Origin of the sequence: Lunatibacter salilacus (genome assembly GCF_009797935.1) — a bacterium.
Lineage (GTDB): Bacteria > Bacteroidota > Bacteroidia > Cytophagales > Cyclobacteriaceae > Lunatibacter > Lunatibacter salilacus.
Genome location: NZ_VOLC01000017.1, coordinates 138,083 through 156,108, shown reverse-complemented (window position 1 = coordinate 156,108; position 18,026 = coordinate 138,083). Strand labels below are relative to the sequence as shown.

Below are 18,026 nucleotides of genomic sequence, written 5' to 3'. Positions count from 1 at the left end.
CGTTCCAGCGGTTGGCCGCGGCACCGATTTGGTAGTATAGGGTCTGCCTGAATACATCCGTGTGGGCACTGCCAAGATTTTTCAACCAGCCCTGGATAGTATAGGCATAGGTCTGGTTGCCTGAAGTAATGCCAGGGAACGACTTTGCGGTCAGTTGCCCCAGATCGTTGTAGGTGTATGAAGCCAGTGTAACAGGGGTTTGTGTCCCGGTTTTATGCGTCACGGATGCAAGTTGTCCGGCCACGTTGTAGGTGTAGGCGCGGCGGATGTCCGGAACGGACGGGGATGTGCTTGAAATCAGGGTATGGGTTGGCCGGTCTTCGAAATTGTAGGCCGTGGAGTTCCGTACCGTTCCCCCAAGCTGGTGTTGGGAAAGCGTCTGTATTACCCGGGCCTTTTCATCGTAGAAGATGGCGGTGGTGTAAAATTCCCCTGTTTCCAAATTCTTTACTTTTTTCCCCGTTTGCAGCCCGTGAATCCGCATAGTTGGTTGGGCGGAAAAAGGCGCACCTGGACTTACGTAGGAATACCCGCTTAAAAATGCATACGAATCGTAGTAGTTTACGGTCAGGATATTGCCTTCATCAGCCGGCCAGGCACCTGATGGGCCCGAAGTGTCCGTCCCTATCCGGGCGGTAAAGCTTTGGTTGGCGGTAGCCTTCATGGTAAATCCGGGTTGAAGCGTGACGGAACCCGATGCCACATATTCCCGGTATCCGTCAAATTTGTTGGAGGAAATCGCAGTCCCCGTTCTTTTTGTGGCGGTATTGGCATCCACCGATGCGTTGTTGGAGGCCGCCCCGTCCAGTATTCCCTGAATATCCGCACGGGATCCGTTGACAGTGGTAATCCCGGTCATGACGACCCTTCCAAGTCCGTCGTATTTGGTGTAAAGCCATTGCTTGGGAGACGCATTTGCCATATTCGGATCCTGAAATCCCACAAGGCGGTCCTGGTTGTCATACACCATGGATTCCCTTCCTTTTCCGGGTATGCGCTTTTCTATCAATCTGCCCCTTCCGTCGTAGAAATACCGGAAATATTGCCCGTCCGACAACGTCGCGTCCGTACTCGCGGAGGGTTTCCAACTTGCTTCGGCAATTATTTCTACAGCCTTGGGCGGTATCACCACCCTAAGCCGGGAGAAGTCATCGTACACATAGTAAGTGCAAAGCCATCCCGCATGCCCGTCCGCTGCCGGCGAAGCCGTATCCAGGGATTTTTTCATTACCACACGGTCGAGTTTGTCCGTATAGGTGACTGTCCGGAGGTTGTCCTCGTCATCACCAATATCCACCCAAAGCGAATTTGCCGCATAAGCGGAAGAGGTCACCGGAAGGCCGCCGCTGTTTACCGTGAATATCCGCACTGCGTCAGCCGCGGTGTTCGGCCTTCGGGAATATTTGAATTCCCTGCCGGAACCCATTTTCCAGGCATTGCCCTGCGCCGCCTGTTTGTCCACCCTGTTTAGCGGGGAAGGCTCAAACGCCTTTTCGGCATATCCGGCAGGGTTGGGCCCATAGAGGTTAGTATAGTAGGTATTCTGTTCGGAAACGGCGGAAGGCCGGTATTCCCCCGGAGGGGAACCGTTGTTTCCTGCATAGGGAAGGTAATCAATTTTCTGCCGCCCGTAGTTGTCATAAAGGATCGGGGTAATGATGTCCTTTCCCGATACGGAAACCTGTTTTGACACAGTTTGCTTCGGCCGGCCCAGCCCGTCATAATAGGTAAATGTCTTGTAGGATTGGGATGGGGTGCCGGTTTTCACTGTCGTCTCGGTAAGACCAGTTTGTCTCGCGGTATATTTTTTCACAAAATTAGGATCGGATATGACCGCCTTGACCGGTATTTTGGGTGTCATGCAGCCGGATGCCGTGTGGATGTAGGCCAGGTAGTAGGTGGTGGTTGCCGACAGGCCGGGTGTGGTGAATTTTCGGGCGGTGCCAAGTTGAGTGGATTGGTCGGCGGCAAACCACCGGTAGCCGAAGCCGGTTGGGGCGGGGGAGGCTTCCAGGGTAACTGTGCCATTTCCGACCCTGGAACCGTCCGGGGCGGCCGCGGATATGCCGGCGCATTGGTCGGGACTTGTTACCTGAACCTGGATGTTGTCGTAATAATTCCCGTCGTAGGTCATGTATTGGTAGGATAGCCAGTGGGATCCAACAGAGTTGAAAGTAAGGCTTATGCTGTTTTGGGATTCATGGTTGACAAATCCACCGGACGGGGACCACATATAACCCAGGCCGCTGCTTGGATGGACCATGGTGGAGCCGTTCCAAAAAGCCACATGAAAAGTGGCTGCCGTGCCCAGGGCCACGGAAGTGGGCCCCGTGATTTGCGGCCGGGCGGTGCTTTGGCAAAAAACAGCCGGCGCAATCAGACAAAATCCGATAAAAAGTAATGCGGGCTTCATTATTCCTGCCGCTTGACAAAGTACAACTCATGGACTTCCCCGCGCCGCTCCCTCAGCGGCACCAACACAATTCCGTCCTTTCGGTGAGAATTGACCGCATACGCCGTCTTTGTCCCGTCCACTTCGATAAAAACCGTGTCCCCGGACACCATTCCCCAGGTTCCGTCCACCGCCGCCGGTTTTGTCCCCAGAAGCCATTGGGCGGTAAACATGCCGTTGTCGTGAAAAATATATTCCCTTGACCTGATTGCCCGGTCCATGCCATCCGACATTGCTTTGTCAGCAGGGTAGTCCGTATGTGGCAGTCTGTTTGTTTTAGCCCCAAGCTGGGCGGCGGAATCTGTTTGCCAATAACCTGTCAAGTCAGAAGCTATAAATTCACGGAGATTTTGACATACCGCCGGGAATGCGGTAAAAAGTAAAATCACCGTTCCGGTATAAAATGCCTTTTTCATAGTATTGGGGTTTTTACGGGTTTAGCCCACTGGTCTGGTAATTGTATTGGTAATGTTCGATGATCTGCCCGTTTTCGTCCTTGACAGTCTTCAGGCGGCCGAAGGCGTCGTAGTCGTAATGAACGGTGTAGTTTCGTGCGTCAGTCACGGACTTCACGCCCACCTGGGGAACATGCGTATAGGTGGTCATTTGGGCTTCCGCGGGGTGCAGGCGGAGTTCGTCGACATGGATACCGCTACCCGAAATGGTGACAGTGTTGCCTGTGACATCACGTTCGACAAACTTCCAGGCGGTAGTCAGGCTTTCCGTCCGCCCCATAAAGGCCCAGTTTCCGGAACCGGCGGAACGTCTCGCCCAGAACGTCAGGCGGAATTTGTTGGCCGTGCTTGCGCCGATTCCAGTTTTTGAAATACTTCCGGTTCCCAGGTTATAATAATAGCCGCCCGTTTTGGAGTTGGCAGAGGGGACGGGACTGCCGGAATAGTCCCAGCCCCCTTTTTCCGATGTCTCAAAGGATGTATGCGCAATGTTTGCAGAGAGGGCGTTTTCCGCCTTTGCGGTCGGATACCGATAATCGCCGTTCCATATGTATGATGTATGGGGATTTGCGGAAACAACCACATCTCTTAAAAGATGTGTTAAGGGGTCATAAACATAGGACGCTTTTTTTTGGTAGCCCGGTGGAGTCAACAAACCGGGATTATGGGTTGGGGGTGGAATTAATGATTCATTTTCATAGTTGTACACCTGGACGGGATCACCCCGGTTGTTGTATGTATGGACTGTGCCCTCCGTCAAATTACCTCCCTTTAAAATTTCTGTCTTGACAGCTTTGCCGATAATATGGTTGTTCTTCAGCGCGCTGATATTTTCTACCCCGTTGTTATAATCCTGTGGGTAGTAATACTTTTTTTGAATCTCTCCACCTTCACTGTCCGTTGATTTTTCCAGCGTGGGGAATTTGTGGTGGGTACCGGCATATTCGAATTCCTTTACGGTAACCCGGGAATTGGACCCGTCCATGCCGTAATGGGTGGACGTTTCCTTTTTTTTCGCTACCCAGTTTGCGGGCAGATAGTATTTGCCGTGTATATAGCTTTGTCTTGAGTTATCCCCGCTGATCTCATATACTTTATATCCAAAAACATCCGTTAAGTTTGGAAAAAAATACTCATAGTCCTTCTTATACAGCAGATGTTTGGATTCACTGTAAACGCGGACACTTTCCAAGTGTCCTCTTTTCCAATCCGTGTCGTACATGGGAAGAAAGGGAAACTGACTTCCGGATACATTTTCAATAATTAATTTGGTATACCCGCCAACACCCGGGGCCGGCGGTATCAACGTACTGTATTGACTGTCAAATATATCTGTCGGCGCGTCAATATCCGTATGGTCTTGCGGATTCCACATGTTTGGATAGGTGGATGAGGTGGTATAGGTACTTACCCTGTATCCGTTGCCGCCCTCAAATTCAATGACCTGCCTGTAACCAACAGCCTGGCCGCGGGTTGAACCCAAAACCGCCTGGGGCACTGTTGAAATTTTAACCACATTCTGAAATGGGTGGATGAATTTAACATTGCTCCAATCCCCAAAAACTGAACCTATATCTCCCGGTGGAACCGCCCTTTGTGCAGGTCCATACCCTCTACCCAACAACACATAAAAATCGCGGGGGTCACTAATCAACTGTCCGGAGGAAAAATTCCCGGAAATAAATGGCGGATCCATGGATGGATCAAAATTCTTATAGATGTAGGTTTTTTGGTTGACAATCAAACCGTTGTTGTCATGGTTGGCAATTGACCCGATCCTTAGACCGCCGCCGGTTCTATATCCTTCCTCCGGATCATCAAAATCATGCGGTTCAAGGTTGTACACCGTATATCCGCCGGTCGGATAGACAACCTTATGCAGGGAGCAGGCTTTTACCGCCGTGGCGCTGCCTTCCCGGTTAGCCCCCCCTTTAAAATTATTTGTTGAATAATCTTTCATATTAAGAATCCTTTCAAACCACTGGCCGGCGTAAACCGTCCATGTTATCCCGGGTATCAAAGTTCTGTTTCCGGCGTTGTTGAAATAGCCCCAATGATCCTGATCTACCGACAGCCGGTGGGGGAGGTTAAATAGTGATCCGTTGACATCACTGTAATATTCGAATTTGTAGGGGGGGTGTGCGTCTGACTTGTCACCCGCAAAAAAGGTTATGGCGTCGAGCTTTAAACGATACCTTAAATGCTCGAAAGTAGATAAATTTGGTGATCGATACCCCGCAAAACCAGATGTGAATGCGGGTGCGATAAAATAGCCGGTACTAAAACTGACATGCTTTATGGGGACATTGTCAAGATCATAAAATGAGATTTCCCTGAGTGCGTAGCCCGGTAGATTGCTCCGGTAGTCGAGGCGGGAAGAAGTATCAGCCGTAAATTCGATTTTACCCGAATTCGGCGTACTGATACTTTCCAGGAAAACCTCATTGCCGGTGGACCAATGCTGTACGGGGGCGGGCCATCCATAATTGTCTATGTCATCCCCCTCATCGATAAGCAGGGATGTTTTTTGGTTATAAAAATGTCCGGCAACCCTTGTTGTGTAGTTGAACGTTATTTCTCCACCCTGTGGTGATTCAATTTTTGTCAAGTACCATGAAGTGGGAATCAGTTCATTTAACCCGACAGCAAAAGCCCTGTCAATTTCATCAAACTCATAAACCGTTCCGGTTTCATCCGTGACAATAAATTTTGAATTGACAGCGCTCACCCCCGCTGAAGGGTTGCTTTTCACAAATTCGATTTTGAGATCCTCATACTTGTAAAACTGCACATCCCCATTTTCGTCAAAAACGAACTTCCCGTTTCTGTTTCCAAAATTGTAATAGAATATATCGGGTTCTATATCATAAAAATTTCCATCTCTAGTCGCGTCAAAGAAAATATTCAGGTTATCGAACCTACCTGTCCTGGGATTTGGATCCGGAAAACCGATATCCAAACGGGTAGGTAAAATGTTCCCGTTGCCGTCCGGTCTTTCCGCCTTGTGCCTTTCCTCCCTGGTAATCACGCCGCCGGCATTGAGACTCCACCCCAAGCCCACCCAGGAAGCAATTTCATCCACTTTTATACCACTTGCGTGATATGAAAGTGTAATATCCACACTGGCGCCTTTCTCGCTTATTGAACCGATCGGAATGGAAATAGGGACAAGTCCTGTGTAGGAGGATTCGGGTATTTCCACATACTTTGAGAACGCATAGGCATTCGGTGAAGTCGGGGCAACATCAAAATTCAGGGGATCGCTTTGGGCAAAGCCCAAGAGTGGAGAGAGATTGAAAATTAAAAACAAGGTAACCTTTTTCATTCTAGTTATTTTTTATTGTTATAATTCAAAAAACATACGGCCACTCCGGTATTGGGCTGTTGGGTCAATTAAAGATTTTAAAGGAAGGATTGGACATCATATGCGACTTTCACCGTTCATGCCAGTCATTTTCTGTTTTCAAGGTGTTCCAGTCTGATGACAAGGGCATTGATTTTTTCCTCCTGGGTGATGGTATACAACGTCAGCTCCTCGATCTTCTCCAACAGCTTCGCATTCAGCTCGCCAAGCCGCACCCCATTTTCAGTCACCTCCGCCTCGCTTGGGATATTCGGAAGATGTCCGTTTTCAAGAATAAAACCTTCCAATTCCCCCAGCGGCATGAGCTTATAGCCGGGACGGAACACGTAATCCGGCCAACCGGAAACGGTGATGTTTACCTCTTTGGCTTTCACCGTGCCGTTGACGTTTATCCCGCCGCTGTTGAACAGTGCCTGGACACCGCCTGTGGCATAGCCCCGTATAATCCAGCTTTGGGTTGTTCCGTCGTTTGCGAACTGCCGGAGATATTGGCCGTTGCCGTTGGAATGGATTTCCGTGTAGCTTGATGAATTTCCGGTCCATTTTCCGGAGCCTGCCACATGGAGGCGGTGGGTGGGGCCGGTTGTGCCGATACCCACATTTCCCCCGCCCATGACAGCCATGCGCGTTATCCAGTTGCCGTTGGATTTGCCGGCCTGGATGAAAAGGTGGCGGTCTTTGCCGTTGGCGTTGGTAGGGGAGGCCCTAAGAAAAAGATGTTTTTGGTTCGTATTGGGATCGTCGCTTGTCAAATACACTCCGTTTATATCTGAGTGGATCCGCATGAAGTTATTGCCCCCACTGCCGCGCCCGAGGATTACATCCCCCTTGACCTGCAATGGAACAGCAGGTGAGGTGGTGCCGATTCCCACATTTCCCGTGGACTGGATTAGGTTTGTCTGGGCCAGACCCGTAAACGAGACCGCCAAAAAGAATATGCAGGCGGTTTTGAATTTTCCGTGTAATATGATTTTTTCCGTGAACATCTGTCTGTTATAATTTTTTGGTTAGTAGAAAACATAATTACAATATGAACACTGGAGTTATATATGACATATAATTATGCCTTAATATGCATTATTACCCAATAGAAATTATAATATGTTCAATTGAACGAACGTATCCCGACAAATGCTTTGTATGGCATTCAAAAATATTGTTGGAATCCCAAATAGTGTAAAAATGACTTCCCAATCACGCACAAAAAACCCGGATACTTCTGTTTATAAAAAGCATATCAACACAATACGGGGATTGGAATGGCAAATTTAAGATGGATTCTAAACCGGCAATAAAATTTCCGCATATTTCAAAATCTACAGATTGTGAAACAAGGCAAAGGGCATGAAAAATTAATGGCGGCAAAAGACCCGGTCAATTTTAGGGAATTTCCAAACTGCGTACTTAATTCTTAGGCAATAAAACAATTTTAATTTTCAAACAATGGGTAACACAAACCTAATATTCACAAAGAATACATGCTATTTTTAAAAATTAACAAATTTATCTTAATTTTTAAAAATAGACCTGCTGGCGAAGTCTACTGCTGTGTCGGGGGTAACATAAAAAGAATTTTATTCCTTTACTTTTAAGACGCAACAGCTATTTAAATTTTATAACATAAATATAGCAAATGAAAATTAATTATCAAATAATTTTTTTGTTTATTTTAATAATATTTTTCGAAGCATTCTAAACAGAAATACTGTCTATAAATTATCTTTGATAATCGCATATAAAGTAAAGGTCCAAACTGAAACCGAGCTGAAAAACCATTGTTTTTATCATTATATGTTTGGCACAGTCTGGACGCCTATTTTAACCAGATCGGATTTTTGTATTTATTTTCCCGACTCTTTTTTAGACTTTGACAGACGTTCTAACTCAAACCCCATGCTAATCTGAACGGCGGATCCCGTCAGGCTTTTTTCCTTTCTATACAGTGGATCGATTCCTACCAAAACAATACTTTGTGCCTTTGAACCCATGGAAATCCTCCGGCCGACGCTTACCGTGGAAGATAAAATTTTACCCCCGTAATTCAAATTCTCATTCCCCTTTGGATATTGTATAGCGACTTCGCAACCTGTCAACATGGCTTGAACAGCCCAGTTTCTTTTCGATACCCGCATTCCCAATGAAACACCGACACCCTCACGCCTCGGCCAGGATTCCTTACTGAAGTGACTCCTAACAACTCCTCCCGCAAATACCCTCACCTGTGGTGAAAAACCATAGGAAACCCCGGAGGCAATATGCACACCCTCACCAAACGGCGTGAGCGGATCATACCATATATATAGCCCCGTCCTTTGCTGCCAACTTTTCCCAGCCAAAGTATTGGGTTCAAAAAAGGCTGATTTTTGTTTAAAATTTTGAAATTTAGTAACCTGTATGTACCCAAGAGAATCTATTTTCAGTTTCCTGAAGTCCCGATCTGCATTTTTGAGATATTCATCGGATATATGCCGCCCTTTACCCGCCACGTGTTTCCTGGCAAGTGCCAGTATTTCTTCGGCTGAATCCCCATCCGTTTCCAATAGCGAATGGCCTCCCGATCCAAAGTAATCGGGGACCTTCCCCGGAACAGGGTCCCATCCCTGATCCAAGGTGCCGCTTAGGTGCTGCTCTATCTTTGGCATTACCCATTCGTTTATCAGTGCCTTAAGATTTTCTTCACTGGTATCCATTAGGTGTTCTATTTCCGCCACACTACTTGCGGTTTCCAAGGTTTGCCCGCTGCGGTTAATATCGCTGAGGGTATTTGCGATGGCAGCATTTAGTTCTGCGTCCGGAACGTCGTCCCTGGCAACCATATCTTCCAATAGCTGCTTTTCCCTTTCCAAGACAACCTTGCTGCGTGCTCTAACGACGGCACTATCTGTACTATCTTGGGATATCTCCTTTAACCTTTTCAATTGGGTTTTGAGGGAATCGTAGGACTGCTTTAAAGATTGAATCTGCCGTAGTTCTTCGAGATACGGAATTTGTGGTTTAGGAGTTGCCGGATTTCCCGGCAAGGCGACCGCGTGGCCTGATGGCAGGGAAGGTTTGAACGTCGGAATGGTCTGTGCCTGAACATCACCAAACCGAAAGCCCAAGGTCAATGAAAACAGCAATGCGAATGATAGGATTATATAATTCTTACGCTTTAGTCTGGCAAAAGCATCCATTGGATTAAAGCCTCCCGGTAAAAATCTCTTTTTCATAGCCTAAAATTGAGTATTTACTAAAAAAACATGGTAAATATAAGCTATTTCAGCTAATCGTAAAATACCCAAGGTTGGGTATTTTTTACGTATTTAATCCAAAAAATTATGCTTAAAAAAAAAACTTTGAAAAAAGTGAGCAGAATACAAATTCCTTTTTATAAATTTAACTTGTCCTCCTGAAAGTCAGGTCCTTACTAATCAGTGAGCAGAAACCGGACATGGGTTTAACGGTGAGTGCCCCAACTAAAGCTCATACTTTTATATTATCCATAGAGTTTAAAAATCATGGAAAACAACCGAACTATGATGCAGTATTTTCACTGGTATTATGGAAATAATAGCAGCGATGCGGACTTGTGGGATAGGGTAGGGGACGAAGCGGAAAATTTATCAAAACTGGGTGTTACCGCTTTGTGGTTGCCGCCGCCATTTAAAGCTGATTCATATAATCCGGGGGGAAACACTGTCAACGAACAGTATAGTGTAGGCTATGATATGTATGATTTATATGACCTCGGTGAATTTGACCGAAAAGGCGCTATCCGCACCAAATACGGCAGCAAGGATCAATATTTGACCGCTATCAAAAAGGCGCATTCCCAGGGAATAGCTATTTATGCCGACGTTATATTTAATCATAAGGCTGGTGCGGATGATACGGAATGGGTGAATTCTTCGCGGGTTGCGGAACACGATAGGAATTTTGTGATTGAAGACGAATTGTGGATTGAAGCTTGGACCCAATTTAAATTTGAGGGGCGTGGTGATGTCTATTCTGATTTTAAATGGTGTTACCGGCATTTTGACGGGGTAGATTGGGCTGCCAACCTGGATCCGGAACAGGCCAAAGGCATTTTTAAATTTAAAGGATTGGGTAAGGATTGGCAAAAGATGGTATCGGGGGAACATGGCAATTATGATTACCTGATGTTTTCTGATATTGACATGAATAGCCCGGAGGTACGCACAGAACTGGCACGCTGGGCGAAGTGGTTCCTGAAATTTACCGGCGTAAACGGATTTCGGCTCGATGCCGTGAAGCATATTCAATTTAGTTTTTTTCGTGACTGGATAAGGTTTCTAAGAAAGCAGGATCCTGATTTGTTTTTTGTTGGTGAATACTGGAGTTATACTGTCAATGATCTGAAGTATTACATTGAAATGACGGCAGGACTCATGTCATTATTTGACGCGCCGCTGCAAGGTAATTTTTATAATGCCTCACGTACACCTTGGGGAGGGTATGATATGCGGACCATTCTGGATCATTCTTTAGTAAAAGACTATCCCAATCTAGCTGTTACCCTAGTTGACAACCATGACACCCAACCCTGTCAGGCACTCGAACATTGGGTGGATTGGTGGTTTAAGCCGCTGGCTTATGCAATTATTTTATTAAGGCAGGAGGGATATCCATCGGTTTTCTACCCCGACTTATACGGAGCTGAGTACTACGACAAAGGCCTACATATAAGCCTCGCCCCCGTACCCCATATCGAAAAGCTGATGCTTGCAAGAACGCAATTTGCCTATGGGAATCAATATGATTATTTTGACGATAGAAACGCGATAGGTTGGATTAGGGACGGTGATGAAGACCATAGTGGCAGTGGAATGGGAGTATTGCTTACCAATGGTCCCGAAGCTACGAAGTGGATGAAGATTGGTGAAAAATACGCGGGTAAAACACTCTACGATTTTTTAGGCAATACAACATGTACCATTACCGTAAATAATGACGGCTGGGCACCATTCTGTGTTAATGGAGGTTCGGTATCGGTGTGGGTTTTTCAGGGATAGATCTAATTATCTGAACTTAAACAAATTTTCATAACTTCCCGGGATTTGTTTTCGGAAACTAGCGCTAAGCAAAATGAGGCCTTTCCCTGAGTACAGCAGCATGGTTTGGAATAATAAGTATTGTTTGATCTTGCCTGCCCCTCATAGGAGGAATTTAACCGCTGCTACTATTTCTTTTGGACTTTGCCTTTTTATAGGGTTGTTTTCAATGCTAACTACTTAATCCGTGCAAAGACACCATAGCTGATCTTGTCAGGGTGGGATAAATAGTTGAAAAAATTCAACTTAATTCCCATGAATAAAATAGCATTCATGGGGATCCCACTGATGGCGTAAATAATAGGATAACGATGTTATAAGTTTTAATATATAAAATAACAGCATGTTTTTAAACCTTAAAAATTCATTAACTATTTTTCTCTGTTTGTTTTTCGTCTTTACCCAAGCCGCACCGATCCCACAAAAGGAAATACTTCAAACTGATTTGATTTCCCTGGCAGACAGCCTTGAGACCAATCAGCGATACCTTGAATCTGCCGGAATTTTTCAAAAAATAACCGATCAACTAGGGGAGGACCACAAGGATTATGCTGTGTATCAAAGCAAATATCACCACAATCTCGGGTTACATTTTTCCGGGCAACAAAATTATAGCCAAGCCCATTCGGAATTTGAAAACGCTTTGAAATTCAGCAATCAGCTTCTGGCAGCCGGAAATGCGGACTATTTGAAGGATGTTTTTACCAATACTTACCACAATATTGCCAATACCGGAGATTGGGAAAATTCTTTAAAAAAAGCTTTGGAAGGATACCAGCTTCTTGAAACGCACCTTAAGGCGAGGGATAAGGCCGATTTCGTTTACGATATCGCATATTTATATGATAAAAACAGAGAATTCCATCAAGCTATAAACGTTTACAAAGAATCTATCGCTCTCTATGAATCGTTGCCGGAGGAGGAATTAAAGGTTTCCAGCTTGGCTTTGGCATATAATAATCTGGGCACCATGTATGCGGAAACTGGTTTTTTTACCCAGCGTAAGCATTGTTACCTGCAAGCTAAATCCCTTTGGGAATCTGATCCTAAGGTGGATAAAAGTAACTTGATTACCATCTATGGAAACCTAATGCGCCTTTACCGCACCTATGGGGACAAGGAAGGAGCTGGGGAATTAATCAAGGGGGTGAACTCCCATTTTGACAAATGGGTAGCTGAAGCGTCTTTTGGCAAAACCGATTTCAAGGTGGATGAAAAGCCTGAACTGATGCATTATGTAAACAAGCACCGGATCAACATTCTCTATTTCGACCTTACCGACGATAAGGCATCTGCTCTTGCGCATTTGGACAGCTTGAGATGTTACTTTCAACAGCTGCCCCGTCGGCATCAGATAAAATATTCCAATTACCTGATCAGCAGCATACTCAATTCAGCCGCAATTTTAGATGATTACGAGCATGAAACTATCAAGCAGCAAAAAACTCAATTATTGGATCTTGCGCTACAGGAAAGCATCAATACGGACAATTACTATTATGAGATGTTGACCTATGCGGACTATTGTAAATATTGGCTATTTTCTTCCAATAATCTGGATAGGGCACTGATATATCTCGACAAAGCGCTGGAAATCGGAAGGAAGCATGATATTCGGGAAGTAAATCTGCTCAATTTGTCCCTGAAAAAAGCGGATGTCTTACAACAAATGGGGGATTTTGGACAAGCCGAAAGCATAGTGAAACATGCCTTTTCCTTATTGCTTGGCGAGGAAGTGGAAAATGTAATGGTGGTAGACGAGCATGATTTTAGGGAACGCAACAGCGTATTTTATATCAATGCTGTGAAAGAGGCCGCCAATATCTACCGAAACCAATACGCACTCACCGGCGATCGGAATTTGGGATTAATTGGATACCACCTGTATGATGTAGCGGCCATTATTTTTCAGGACTACTATCAAAAAGGAGCTTATAATCCCAGTTTGAGTATGACCGCAGGCAACATTCATGAAGGATTGATCGCTCTTCACATCCAACTGGAAAAAACACATGTAGACAGTCTGTTGGCCCGAGTGGAAAATAATACCTCGCAATTGCTTTGGAGGGAATTTGAATCCAAATTCCAACAATTCTTGCCAGTGCCAGATAGCTTATTGCTTAATCATAACCTGCTAAGGACAAGTTTGGCCCAAATACCCAAAGATTCGATCTCCTTAAATGATGAGAGGCGGAAACTTGAGTCAGACCTTGCCGCGAACGAAGCCAGCATTACGTCGCATGACGCGAACTATTTCGGTTTTTTCTCTGGAGGATTAGATATTGACAACCTTCAGAGCCAGCTTTCAGGCAGTAGAGCGATAGTAAGGTATATGGCTACGGACAAAAAACTTTTTGCATTTGTGGTCACTTCCTCGGAAATCCGGGTGGTGGATCTCGGTGAAAAGAAGCCTGTATTTGACCTCCTGGAATCCTACCATGAGCAGATCCAGCGAATTCAACCCAACGCTGCAGGAATGTCCAAGGAACTTTTCAGTCTTTTGATCCATCCATTGCATCTGGAGCCGGAAGTTATCAGCAAACTCGTTATTATCCCTAACGCTAAACTAAATTACTTGGCATTTGAAAGTTTGGAAAATCCAGAGAATTCCCGTCTGCTTGTGGAAGACTATGCCATCAGCTATTCCAATTCATTTAAGCTATGGGTCTTACAACAAAATATTGATACCAATTGGCACAATAGACATTCAGTCGCAGTATTTGTTCCTGAATATCCGCAGTCGTACCTAACTAATTTCGAAGAAAATCATGTAACTAGGGGACGTTTAACTCATTTGGAAGGTGCATTATCTGAAGGGCAGTATATTGTAAACCTGTTGGGAGGTGAATTATTCCAAAAAGAAAAAGCCAATAAGAGTCAATTTCTTCAGGCAGTTGGAGCCTATCAGGTATACCATTTTGCGACGCATGCGGTAGTGGATCAAACTGACTATGAAAGCTCGGGAATTTATTTTCAGGATGGAGAGATCATGTCCTATTCTGAACTATATAATATGCAATTTCCTGCCGAATTGGTTGTGTTGAGCGCATGTAATACAGGGATTGGGAAATTGCAGGCAGGGGAGGGCTTGATGAGTTTGTCCCGGGCACTGACCTATGCTGGTGTCAAGGCTTCGGTTTACAGCCTGTGGCAGGTGCCCGATGAGGAGACGGGAGTGCTGATGAGGAATTTTTATACCTACTTGGAACAAGGAAGCAATAAGGAAGAAGCCTTGACTATGGCTAAACAGAAGTTTTTGGCTGATTTCCCGATGAAACGTCATCCATTTTATTGGGCGGGATTTGTTCTCAACGGAAATATAGATGAGCTACCTCCGGATAGAACAGCGTTTCTGGTAAGGGAATACGGCATTTATTTGGGCTTTGGCTTACTGATTTTGGGCATTGCTATCTTCCTATATCTCAAAAGACGACCCCCAATATTCTAAAAAAACTCCATATATTACCCCATCTCCCGTCTGCCGTCTCACAATCCCCTCATTCCAGAAGTTTGTTAATAGGTCGATAGGTCTATGGGTCGATAGGTTTATGGGTTGAAGGGGTTCCCCTGTCCCTCAGTTTTCCGTCTCCCTCAGTCTCAGTCTATCAGTCACTAGGTCTCTCAGTCCCTAAGTCCCTCAGTCTCCCATTTCCTCCAATAACTTCCTTGCCCTCCCGGACAACAACCCGTTTGAATCAATCACTTTTTTCAAATGGCTTTTGGTTTGCGGAATCTGCTGATCATTTAAATAAGCCAGTGCCATATACCAGTGTGACGCCTCATAATAGGGGTTTTCCGGCTCCCACTCATGCTGCTCCAATAATGGGATAGCCTTTTCGGGATTGCCTGAGGCCATATAGGAAATTGCTTGATAAAATAAGGCGTAGTCTTGGTCGGTTTTCTTGTACACTTCTTCGAATGCAGTGGCGGCTTTGTCAAACTGCTCCTGATCGTAGAGATGAAAGGCTTGGGAGGCATGCCCGTTTTGATCGTTATTACTCCTGACTGTAGGCTTAACCCTATTTGGATAAGGTTCGAAGTAGGCGAAATAGAGATCCTCCGGTTGGTCATGATTTTGACTGCTTATCCACCATCCCATTGTCACAATCAATACAACAGCGGCTGCGGCGTACCACCATCTATATATCGGCTTCGGTGGCTTATCGACGGAGTCCAACTGGGCTTTCAGTTTTTCTCTTTCCTCTAGCCTTATGGCTGCTTTCAGTTTTTTATGAAACGCAACCGCCTCCGCAAATTCCGCATCCTCCTTTAACAATCTTTCAAATTCATTTTGTTCTAAGGGGGAAAGGCTATTTTCGAAATATCCTTCTATCAATAGTTCTTTATTGCTTTTCATATACCCCAACTAACGTTTTTAACTGCTTTATACACCTGGATTTTTGACTTTTAACGGTGTCTTTTGTTTCATACCCCAGGAGATGCTGAATTTCAGCAAGTTTTTTACCATCGTAATAAAACATGCGAAGCACTTCCCGGCACTTTTCACCTAATTGGCTATAGCCCATTTTAAGTTGAAGGGTCTGTTCATCCAATCCATCGGCTACATTCTCTGTCACTAGGGAAATTTCATCTAAAAGGCTAACATCTTCAAAAGGCACCAGCTCATATTTCCCGATCGTGCGAAGGTGTTCGATGAGTTTATATTTTCCAATGGCAAAGAGGTAAGTTTTGATGCTGCTCTTTAAGGTAGTCAACTTTCCCTCAAGGATGTTTTCATACAACACGATGATGGTCTCCTGGTAAATATCCTTTATGGATTCTTCCTCCAGTTGATACTTTCGGGCAAAAGATATGAAGTGGGCCTTGTTTTCAGAATAGATCTCTTCCAGTTTTTTTTTATCCCCTCTACGGATGTCTTGTACAAAACGTTCCTCCTTATTCATTTATAGAAAAATCAGTTAAAAGTAAACACTAGGCCGACAAAACTACATTTTTTTTTATCCACGTGTTTACTTTTTCAAACTTTTCACATGAAGGATACAAAGGTTCATGTGAAAACTTCCCCAAGGCAGTCTAGATACTTGCCCTAGGGAAAAACTAAAATTATTTACTGTTATGAAAAAATACCATTTATTTGCAAAGAAACTCCATTATGTTGTTTCAGCAGGACTGTTTTTAGCATTGTTTTCCTGTAGCGAAAGTGAAGATGTAGAGCCAATAGAAGAGATTCTACCTCCCATAGTACTTTCCTGTGATTATTTCTCGGAAGACCGGGTTCTGATCAATGACCCGCAGCGTCCGGTGGATTATGTTATCGAATGTTGGACGCGGGTAGAAGGGAGTCTACAAATACAGCCTGGAGTGGTCATTGCCTTTGAAAATCATGCGGGCATGCTTGTAGATCTGGACAGTAAGCTTTTTGAAATAAAAGGCACAGCAGAAGAGCCTGTAATTTTAACAGGCACATCTCAGCTGAAAGGCCACTGGAAAGGTCTGTATTTTACAGAAGCCCATAACCAATCAAACATAATAGAACATGCCATTATAGAGTATGCTGGTTCGGAATTGTTAAAATCTTCTTCTCCTGCTCTAGGAGGAAGTGTAGCCCTTAGAAACGTTTCCAGCACTACTAGACAATCCTTAACCCTCAACCATGTGGAAATAACCAATGGAGGAGGTTATGGCTTGGATCTTACCACAAATGCGAACGTTTCAGTCTCTAATTTGACCATCACCGGCAATGAGGAAATGCCCATCAAAGTCGCTGCCAATAAGGTCCACTTATTGGATCAGGCGTCTACATTTGCCGGCAATACCGAAGACGTTGTCAATATTGTCAGCAATAATCACGAAATTGAAAACATGACAGTTAGCTGGACTAAACTGGATGTCCCTTATCTTGTAGATGGCCGGGTCCATATCAAGGAAGATGGACACTTGACTGTTGAGGAGGGGGTAGAGATCCAATTTCAATCGGGTGGCTACTTGCAGGCTGCGGCTCATCTTCCCCCTTATAATGTAAGTCTGAAAATCTTGGGCACAGCGGATAATCCTGTTCATCTAATTGCAGCCAATGGAACAAATTGGGGAGGTATTTATTATTCCTTTACCCAAGAGGATAACCGGATCACCCATGCCATTATAGAAAATGCCAAGGGCGATTTCCCTGTTGGAAATCTTTCTAATTCCGGTGCTATTTATATGCATGCAAACCCACGGATCACGGTCTCAAACACCACGTTTACCAACCTGCCAAACGATGCATTTTATGCCTATACCGGAGGCAGTGACGCCCAACCTGAACTTCCCAATCTCACCCGCGACAACAATACCTACACTAATTTAGGTGGAAATGAACTCGGCTGGGGTAACGGAAGGGAATAAACTTTAAAGGCCCAGACCTGCCAAGCTACCTATAATGGATAAATCCGAAAGCTTGGTAGGTCTGTAAGGCCTTTTTTTCCTTAAGAAAGCCGAAAAAACAATAAAGCAGACCGAAAGCTAGACAATTTGGAATGTTTGTTGACCAGAACAATCACCTAATTTCTTTGGAAATGGATGGAGAACTTTTTTTTATAGGGTTGGAGTCGAGTTAGTGTGATGCTTTTCTTCGTAATTCGCAGGAAATTTGAATGTTTTCAGGAACATAAAATATTTCATTACCTCTTTTTATGAAGGTAATATATTCTCTTTCTGACTTGATCATAATCAAAATAAAAGTGGATTTTTTATTTTTATTTATC

General features: G+C 44.7%; 10 protein-coding genes. 3 read left to right on the top strand and 7 right to left on the bottom strand.

What is annotated here, in order from left to right:
- The 5 genes from FQ608_RS20680 to FQ608_RS20660 form a co-directional block, all read right to left on the bottom strand.
- Positions 1-2,413 (bottom strand): DUF6443 domain-containing protein (locus FQ608_RS20680; RefSeq protein WP_199856435.1); only part of this gene is annotated, 2,413 nt, incomplete at its 3' end.
- Positions 2,413-2,868: a hypothetical protein gene (locus tag FQ608_RS20675; protein ID WP_158860396.1), complete on the bottom strand. Its 456-nt coding sequence runs from the start codon at positions 2,866-2,868 to the stop codon at positions 2,413-2,415. The genes FQ608_RS20680 and FQ608_RS20675, both read right to left, overlap by 1 nt.
- A gap of 13 nt (positions 2,869-2,881) precedes the next feature.
- Complete coding sequence (locus tag FQ608_RS20670; protein ID WP_158860395.1) at positions 2,882-6,232, bottom strand: RHS repeat domain-containing protein; 3,351 nt, start codon at positions 6,230-6,232, stop codon at positions 2,882-2,884.
- A gap of 125 nt (positions 6,233-6,357) precedes the next feature.
- Positions 6,358-7,257, bottom strand: coding sequence for a hypothetical protein (locus FQ608_RS20665; RefSeq protein ID WP_158860394.1), 900 nt, complete (start codon positions 7,255-7,257; stop codon positions 6,358-6,360).
- 855 nt (positions 7,258-8,112) lie between these two features.
- The gene (locus FQ608_RS20660; RefSeq protein WP_158860393.1) at positions 8,113-9,480 is read right to left on the bottom strand and encodes a hypothetical protein; all 1,368 of its coding nucleotides are present in this window, start codon (positions 9,478-9,480) and stop codon (positions 8,113-8,115) included.
- A gap of 288 nt (positions 9,481-9,768) precedes the next feature.
- Here FQ608_RS20660 and FQ608_RS20655 point away from each other — a divergent pair, with 288 nt between their 5' ends.
- Positions 9,769-11,283 (top strand): alpha-amylase, encoded by a 1,515-nt coding sequence (locus tag FQ608_RS20655; protein WP_234364303.1) that lies wholly within the window; start codon positions 9,769-9,771, stop codon positions 11,281-11,283.
- 382 nt (positions 11,284-11,665) lie between these two features.
- Positions 11,666-14,770 carry a CHAT domain-containing protein gene (locus tag FQ608_RS20650; protein WP_158860392.1) on the top strand — a complete coding sequence of 1,035 codons (3,105 nt, stop codon included), beginning with the start codon at positions 11,666-11,668 and terminating at the stop codon, positions 14,768-14,770.
- A 189-nt stretch (positions 14,771-14,959) separates the two neighbouring features.
- On the opposite strand, the gene FQ608_RS20645 is transcribed toward FQ608_RS20650, so the two are convergent.
- Together FQ608_RS20645 and FQ608_RS20640 are read right to left on the bottom strand one after the other, a co-directional pair.
- Positions 14,960-15,679 carry a tetratricopeptide repeat protein gene (locus FQ608_RS20645; protein WP_158860391.1) on the bottom strand — a complete coding sequence of 240 codons (720 nt, stop codon included), beginning with the start codon at positions 15,677-15,679 and terminating at the stop codon, positions 14,960-14,962.
- A complete protein-coding gene (locus tag FQ608_RS20640) occupies positions 15,666-16,226 on the bottom strand; it encodes an RNA polymerase sigma factor (RefSeq protein WP_158860390.1) in 561 nt (186 codons plus the stop codon). The genes FQ608_RS20645 and FQ608_RS20640 overlap by 14 nt, the downstream gene beginning before the upstream one ends.
- 172 nt (positions 16,227-16,398) lie before the next feature.
- Between FQ608_RS20640 and FQ608_RS20635 the strand changes: the two genes are divergently transcribed.
- A complete protein-coding gene (locus FQ608_RS20635; protein ID WP_158860389.1) occupies positions 16,399-17,667 on the top strand; it encodes a hypothetical protein in 1,269 nt (422 codons plus the stop codon).
- The last annotated feature ends 359 nt before the right edge of the window (positions 17,668-18,026 follow it).

Bases quoted from the DNA above. Each gene is read 5' to 3' on its own strand.
- FQ608_RS20675 (WP_158860396.1), bottom strand. From the start codon at position 2,868: ATGAAAAAGGCATTTTATACCGGAACGGTGATTTTACTTTTTACCGCA.
- FQ608_RS20670 (WP_158860395.1), bottom strand. From the start codon at position 6,232: ATGAAAAAGGTTACCTTGTTTTTAATTTTCAATCTCTCTCCACTCTTG.
- FQ608_RS20665 (WP_158860394.1), bottom strand. From the start codon at position 7,257: ATGTTCACGGAAAAAATCATATTACACGGAAAATTCAAAACCGCCTGC.
- FQ608_RS20660 (WP_158860393.1), bottom strand. From the start codon at position 9,480: ATGAAAAAGAGATTTTTACCGGGAGGCTTTAATCCAATGGATGCTTTT.
- FQ608_RS20655 (WP_234364303.1), top strand. From the start codon at position 9,769: ATGGAAAACAACCGAACTATGATGCAGTATTTTCACTGGTATTATGGA.
- FQ608_RS20650 (WP_158860392.1), top strand. From the start codon at position 11,666: ATGTTTTTAAACCTTAAAAATTCATTAACTATTTTTCTCTGTTTGTTT.
- FQ608_RS20645 (WP_158860391.1), bottom strand. From the start codon at position 15,679: ATGAAAAGCAATAAAGAACTATTGATAGAAGGATATTTCGAAAATAGC.
- FQ608_RS20640 (WP_158860390.1), bottom strand. From the start codon at position 16,226: ATGAATAAGGAGGAACGTTTTGTACAAGACATCCGTAGAGGGGATAAA.
- FQ608_RS20635 (WP_158860389.1), top strand. From the start codon at position 16,399: ATGAAAAAATACCATTTATTTGCAAAGAAACTCCATTATGTTGTTTCA.